The sequence below is a fragment of the Eubacterium sp. BIOML-A2 genome, assembly GCF_009680135.1.
Lineage (GTDB): Bacteria > Bacillota > Clostridia > Lachnospirales > Lachnospiraceae > Faecalicatena > Faecalicatena contortus_B.
This window is the reverse complement of record NZ_WKZK01000038.1, coordinates 38,190-45,264: the sequence shown is the minus strand read 5'-3', so window position 1 is coordinate 45,264 and position 7,075 is coordinate 38,190. Positions and strand designations below refer to the sequence as shown.

General features: G+C 50.1%; 7 protein-coding genes. All 7 read right to left on the bottom strand.

The genetic code is table 11. The features are described from left to right. Window positions 1-98 precede the first annotated feature (98 nt). Window positions 99-545: a MarR family transcriptional regulator gene (locus GKG43_RS13915; protein ID WP_050641838.1), complete on the bottom strand. Its 447-nt coding sequence runs from the start codon at window positions 543-545 to the stop codon at window positions 99-101. A gap of 49 nt (window positions 546-594) precedes the next feature. Beyond that, window positions 595-1,644, bottom strand: a complete 1,050-nt coding sequence (locus tag GKG43_RS13910) for a nitronate monooxygenase family protein (protein ID WP_050641839.1) — start codon at window positions 1,642-1,644, stop codon at window positions 595-597. 23 nt (window positions 1,645-1,667) lie between these two features. Then, a complete protein-coding gene (locus GKG43_RS13905; protein ID WP_347562051.1) occupies window positions 1,668-3,350 on the bottom strand; it encodes an acetyl-CoA carboxylase carboxyltransferase subunit alpha in 1,683 nt (560 codons plus the stop codon). Between the two features lie 104 nt (window positions 3,351-3,454). Further along, window positions 3,455-4,789, bottom strand: coding sequence for an acetyl-CoA carboxylase biotin carboxylase subunit (locus tag GKG43_RS13900; protein WP_129879215.1), 1,335 nt, complete (start codon window positions 4,787-4,789; stop codon window positions 3,455-3,457). Window positions 4,790-4,804: 15 nt separating this feature from the next. Then, window positions 4,805-5,236 (bottom strand): 3-hydroxyacyl-ACP dehydratase FabZ, encoded by a 432-nt coding sequence (fabZ, locus tag GKG43_RS13895; protein WP_050641841.1) that lies wholly within the window; start codon window positions 5,234-5,236, stop codon window positions 4,805-4,807. Window positions 5,237-5,308: 72 nt separating this feature from the next. Continuing rightward, window positions 5,309-5,809 carry an acetyl-CoA carboxylase biotin carboxyl carrier protein gene (gene accB, locus GKG43_RS13890; protein WP_129879214.1) on the bottom strand — a complete coding sequence of 167 codons (501 nt, stop codon included), beginning with the start codon at window positions 5,807-5,809 and terminating at the stop codon, window positions 5,309-5,311. Between the two features lie 24 nt (window positions 5,810-5,833). Next, a complete protein-coding gene (gene fabF, locus GKG43_RS13885) occupies window positions 5,834-7,072 on the bottom strand; it encodes a beta-ketoacyl-ACP synthase II (RefSeq protein WP_050641843.1) in 1,239 nt (412 codons plus the stop codon). Between the last annotated feature and the right edge of the window lie 3 nt (window positions 7,073-7,075).

The following is a 7,075-nucleotide window of genomic DNA, read 5'->3' as shown; positions in this document are numbered from 1 at the left end:
TTGGTTGCAAGCCATAAATACTTTATCACAAAGTGGTGTCCTCTTTTCATTTAATCCGAATAAAATTTTACGCTAGCTTTCCATAGTCACTAAAAAGGTTACTGTTCATCCTTATACCCACGGAAAAACTTTGCAAGGCCTTCCAGAGTCTTTAACAGAATCGGAATTTCATTTTCATCCAGGCTCTGAATGACGGCATCTGTCATCTGCGTGTGAAAATCCTTATGGTGGTAAAATGCTTTTCTGCCCTTCTCTGTGAGCCTGATATAGACTACACGCCTGTCGGATTCACTTCTTTCACGTACCACGTATTTTTTGTTCACAAGGCTGTTGACGGACGTCGTAAGAGACCCGGCTGTGATGCCGAGTTTCCTGGCTACCGCGGACATGGTGCTGTCTTCCCCAAGCCCGATGGCCTCTATGATATGCATGTCATTATTGCTGATATCTTTGTACTCATCTGTTATAATTGCCTCTTCCTCTAATTCCCAAATTTCATTAAACAAATGAACCAGTATATCATTGATGGTCTCGTGTGCATTCACAGATGCTGTGCTCCTTTCTCTGTATCGCATATTACTGAGCCGTATTCACTCAAAACAAAGAATCTATAACTTCTTTTACGGTTTCCATGCGGTTCTGCCTGTATGTTTCGGCGCCGCAGAACAATAATGCTTCCTCTGCGTCTCCTCTGGCCGCCCGTATAAGACTGTCCGTGATGCAGTACGGAATCTCCGCGGGATTGCACCTGGCCAGGCATCTGTGGCATGGAGTATGCTCAATCTTCTCCCCTAGCATAACACGTTTCATAAACGGATTCAAGATTGCGCGCCCCGGCATGCCCACAGGGCTTTTCACGATTACAATGTCTTCTTTGGATGCCTTGAGATATGCCTCTTTATAACGGATATCAGCATCACACTCCTGTGTCGTCACAAATCTGGATGCAACCTGAACTCCGTCCGCTCCCAAAGCCATGACGCGCCGTACATCTTCCGCATCAAATATCCCGCCGGCTGCAATGATCGGTATTTCCATATGGTATTCTTCTGCGAAGCCTCGGACTGTCTCTATGATTTTGGTGATCTCCTCTTCATACTTCTCGGGAGAATAAAAGTCCAGTTCCTCTTTCTTAAACCCAAGGTGGCCGCCTGCCTTCGGACCTTCAATTACAACAAGGTCAGCAGTCCTGTGGTATTTTCTGCTCCAGTATTTCAGAATCACTTTAGCAGACTTTTCTGTGGATACTATGGGCGCAATCTTTACGGGGCTTCCCGCAGTCAGAGCCGGCAGTTCTGTGGGCAGGCCTGCACCGGATATGATCAGATCCGCACCGGCTTCCACGGCGGCTGCGACATGCTGCTTATAGTCCCTAAGAGCTACCATGATATTATATCCGATCAGGCCGTCAGGCGAAATAGCCCTTGCCTTTTCCATTTCTTTCCGAATGGACCGCTGATTTGCACCTGACGGGTCCGCGTCAAAGTCCGGCTCCCGAAAGCCGATCTGGGCCGTCGAAATAATGCCCATTCCTCCCTCCTTCGCAACTGTCCCCGCCAGATTTCCCAGGCTGATTCCTACCCCCATACCGCCCTGTATCAGGGGCACCCTGGCCGTCTTTTCGCCAATTTTAAGTGGACTCATATTTACATGACCTCTCTTTTCATTTACATCTTTCTGAATCGTCTGTAGCGTTTTTCGGTCAGCTCATCCCCGGAAAAAGCTGTATACTTTTCCAGGAATTTCTTCATGTGCGGTTCCAGTACGGCGCAGACTTCTTCAAGCTTCTCCTGTGTATAATGTTCCGGCTCCGGTATGACCTGTTCGATGATCTGGAGCCGCAGCAGGTCATCCGCCGTCAGCCGCATGACTTCGGCGGCCTCGCTGGCGCGTTTGCTGTCCTTCCACAAAATGCTGGCAAATCCTTCCGGGGAGAGTATGGAGTATACGGAATTTTCCAGCATCCATACCTCGTCGGCAACTGCCATTGCGAGAGCTCCGCCGCTTCCGCCCTCACCGATTACCACGGACAGAACCGGAATTTTCAGCCCGGACATTTCAAACAGGTTTCTGGCAATTGCCTCTCCCTGCCCGCGTTCTTCGGCCTCCAGGCCGCAGAATGCGCCCGGGGTATCCACAAAGCAGATGACCGGACGGCCGAATTTCTCCGCTTGTTTCATCAGGCGCAGCGCTTTTCTGTAGCCGTCGGGGGACGGCATACCGAAGTTGCGTTCTATGTTTTCCCTGGTGTTTCTTCCTTTTGCCTGTGCGATCACGGTCACCGGGCTGCCCGCAAAATATGCAATCCCGCCTGTGATTGCCTTGTCGTCCTTGTAACACCTGTCTCCGTGTAATTCTATGAAGTGATCGAATAGATTTTCAATGTAATCAGAACCCACCGGACGGTCTTTCCTTCTGGATATCTGAACACGGTCCCAGGCACTGCGCGCTTTCTTGCCCCTGCCGACCTGGATTGTGTGTTCCTTTCTCACCTTCGCCAAGCGCTCTATACAAGCATCACCGCTGTGCAGACGAAGTATCTCCGCCAATTCTGGTTTCATGTTTTCACGCGCAACGATACGGTCTATGAAACCATGTTCCAGTAGAAATTCTGAACGCTGAAATCCTTTGGGCAGCTTTTCCCCGATGGTCTGTTCAATAACACGGGGGCCGGCAAATCCGATCAGTGCGTGGGGTTCTGCCAAAATGATATCACCCAGCATCGCAAAGCTGGCAGTTACACCGCCCGTAGTCGGATCCGTCAAAACAGATATATACAGCTGCCCCGCATCGCTGTGCCGTTTCAGAGCCGCCGATGTCTTAGCCATCTGCATCAGGGATACAATCCCCTCCTGCATTCTTGCGCCGCCGGAACAGGCAAAGATAATAACGGGAAGCTTTTCCTTTGTTGCACGCTCCACTGCACGGGCGATCTTCTCGCCCACTGCCTCACCCATGCTCGCCATGAGAAACCGGCCGTCACATACGCCGACCACGGCCGGCATGCCTTCTATTTTTACCTTCCCCGTAACAATAGCTTCTTCCAGCCTTGTTTTCTCCTGAAGTGCTTTTATCTTCTCCTCATACCCATTAAAGTTCAAAGGATTTTTCGTCGTCATTTCCCTGTCCCACTCTTCGAAGGATCCTTCATCCGCCAGCATCTCTATCCTTCTGTACGCGTGGACGCGGAAGTAGCCGCGGCACTTCGGACAGATATAGAAGCCCTGCTTAACATCCTCCGCAATAATAGCCGCGCCGCATTTATTACATTTTCTGAGAAGCCCCTCCGGGACTTCTGGCCTAGACTCGTTCAGAGAAATATAACTCTTTCTGCTCGTCTTCTTAAACATATTCTGTAACTTCATAAACAGCTCCTTCATGGGGGTCACTTCATAGGGGTCTGACCCCTTTGCGAACCTTTTTCTGACAATTCTGATAATCTTGATATGCCGCTTTACATTTTTTCTATAAATTCGATGTCTATATCACCAGACTCAAAATCTGGATGGTGTAATATTTCGTACTGATAGTCTACGTTTGTGTCGATCCCCTCGATGATGATCTCTCCCAGTGCGCTGCGCATCTTGCGGATCGCCTCTTTTCGGTTTCCTGCGTGTACGATCAGTTTTGCAAGCATGGAATCATAATATGGGGTCACCGTATATCCGCTGTATATGGCAGCGTCTATACGCACGCCTTTCCCTCCCGGGAGGTACATGTCCGTAATCGTTCCTGGTGACGGGCGGAAGTTCTTCTTCGGGTTTTCCGCGTTGATACGGCATTCTATGGCGTGCCCGGTTATTTTGACATCCTCCTGAGCATAGCGCAGCTTTTCGCCGTCTGCAATGCGGATCTGCTCTTTTATTAAATCAATTCCGGTTACCCACTCTGTTACCGGGTGTTCTACCTGGATCCTTGTGTTCATCTCCATAAAATAGAAGCTCCCGCTTTTTTCCAGCAGAAATTCTATTGTACCTGCATTCGTGTAGCCCGCTGCTTTTGCGGCTTTGGCTGCTGCATCCCCCATGTTTCTCCGCATTTCTTCGGTAAGAGCAATGGACGGGGATTCCTCTATCATTTTCTGGTGGTTCCTCTGTACGGAACAGTCGCGTTCACCAAGGTGGATGACGTTTCCATGTTTATCCGCAAGTATCTGGAACTCAATGTGCCGGGGATGCTGGACAAAATGCTCGATATACATGGTGCCGTCCCCAAAGGCCATCTGGGCTTCTTTCTGTGCCGTGTTGAAACTGTTCTCAAAATCTTCCGGGGTTTCCGCCACCCGCATGCCTTTTCCGCCGCCGCCAAGGGCCGCCTTGACTATGACAGGATAGCCAATCTGATCAGCCGCGGCAGCACCTGTTTTTGCATCGTAAATCGGTTCGGTGCTCCCCGGGATCACAGGTACACCGGCTGCTGTCATCGTATTTCTGGCTTCCTGTTTATTTCCCATTTTTTTAATCACTTTAGACTCTGGGCCGATAAATGTTATATTGCACTGCTCGCACAGTTCCGCAAATTTACTGTTTTCAGACAGGAAACCGAACCCCGGATGGATTGCGTCCGCACCGGATACAAGGGTCGCGCTTATGATACTCTCCATACTCAGATAACTCTGCGCAGAAGGAGCCGGACCAATGCAGACCGACTCATCCGCCAGCTGTGTATGCAGGGCTTCCCTGTCGGCTTCAGAATAGACTGCCACTGTCTCGATTCCCATTTCGCGGCAGGCACGGATAATGCGTACTGCAATTTCTCCCCGGTTTGCAATCAATACCTTTTCAATCATAACTTGCACATCTCCTTAATTTCCAACCATGAATGTCAACTCTGCCGTTACTACAACTTTACCATCCACAGAAGCAACTGCCTGGCCTACTCCCACGGGGCCCTTCTGCTTGATAATCGTAGTCTCCAGCTTCAGCTTATCCCCCGGATATACCATACCTTTGAATTTGCATTTCTGAATGCCTCCAAAGAATGCGATTTTACCTCTGTTTTCCTCTACGCTTAATATGGCAACGGCGCCTGCCTGTGCCAATGCCTCCAGCGTCAGAACGCCGGGCATAACCGGATGTTCCGGGAAGTGGCCCTTAAAAAAGTCCTCACGGTATGTCACGCATTTATACCCAACCGCATATTTGCCGGGCTCATAGTCTTCAATATAATCCAAAAGAAGAAATGGATGTCTGTGCGGAATAATCTCCTGGATTTGTTTAATATCTAATCTGTTCACTCTTAACCTTCTTTCTTGAAAAGGGGGTCAGACCCCTCTGCAGAGGGGTCTGACCCCCTTGACCTTGATTGACTATTTTATAACAAACAACGGCTGTCCATATTCTACTGTATCGCCATTTTCTACCAGTACTTCTGCCACGGTTCCTGCATAATCGCTCTCGATGTCATTCATTAACTTCATGGCCTCTACGATTGCCAATACCTGGCCCTCTTTTACACTGTCCCCTATATTTACGAAGGGGGCGGCATCTTCTGACGGTGCCGCATAGAATGTACCGACTAAAGGTGATTTTACTATTTTGCCCTCTGCTGCCGGGGCAGATACTGTTTCCTCTCCGGCCGGATCCGATGCCGCGGCGGCCGCCGGAGCCGGATTTGCCGGGGATGAAGCTGGCTGATTCGGGGCTGCCGGAGCCTGGATTGTTAATACAGGCTCTGGCGCGGCTTCAGCCGGAACCGTTTTTATCGTTTTTTTGAGAGAAAGCTTCACTGCGCCTTCCTCATATTTAAATTCTGTCAGCGTGGATTTTGAAACTGCATCCACTAACTGTAATATCTCGTCTATTTTCATGCTGCCTCCTTTTTGTGCGGCGCACTATGCTTCATACTTCTTAACTAATAAAGTTGCGTTATGTCCCCCAAAACCAAGGGAATTGGTCAGTACATAATTCACGTCTTTTTCTATGGGCGCACCTACTGCATAATTCAGGTCGCATTCCTCATCTGTCTCTGTGGTTCCCACCGTCTGATGGATAAAACCGTCCGTGATGCTTTTTACGCACACGACGAATTCCACACCGCCGGCTGCACCGAGGAGATGTCCTATCATGGATTTTGTAGAGTTGATGACAACGTCTTTTGCCGCATCTCCCAGCGCATATTTGATGGCCCGGGTCTCAAATAAATCGTTGTGGTGGGTGCTGGTCCCGTGGGCATTGATATAATCAATCTTTTCCGGCTCCACGCCCGCCTCTTTCATCGCCAGTTTCATCGCCATGCCGGCTCCTTCGCCGTCTTCCTGCGGCGATGTAATATGGTATGCATCTCCTGTTGAACCATAACCCACCAGCTCCGCATAGATCTCCGCTCCCCTCGCTTTTGCATGCTCCAGCTCTTCGAGTACTACGATTCCCGCACCCTCGCCCAGAACGAATCCGTCCCTCTCTTTGTCGAACGGGATCGACGCCCGTTTGGGGTCTGCAGAGGTGGATAGTGCGGTCAGCCCGGAAAATCCGGCCACTCCGGTAGGGCAGATGCAGCTTTCCGTTCCACCTGCCACCATAATGTCCGCGTCGTCATACTGAATTGCACGAAAAGCGTCTCCGATACAATTTGTTCCTGAAGCACAGGCCGTCACGACATTCGTGCACTTCCCTTTCAGCCCTAGCTGTATCGACACATTTCCGGCCGCCATATTGGATATCATAAGCGGAACCATCAGCGGGTTCACCCTGCTCGGTCCCTTTTCCACAATTTTCGTATAATTCTGCTCCACTGCCTGAAGGCTTCCGATACCGGATCCCACGATTACGCCCGCCCGGTACGCATCTTCTGCCTCCATATCGATTCCCGCATCCACGAACGCCTCTTTTGCCGCCGCAACAGCATACTGGGAAAATGCTTCCATACGCTTAGCCGCCTTAAAATCCATGCGCTCTTTTGCCACGAAATCCTTTACCTCCGCCGCAATCTGTACTTTATACTCAGAAGCGTCAAACCTTGTAATAGGCCCAATGCCCACCTTCCCGCTGCGGATGCCGCTCCAGAATTCCTCTACCGTATTCCCGATCGGAGTCACTGCCCCTAGCCCGGTTACTACTACTCTTCTTTTCATACT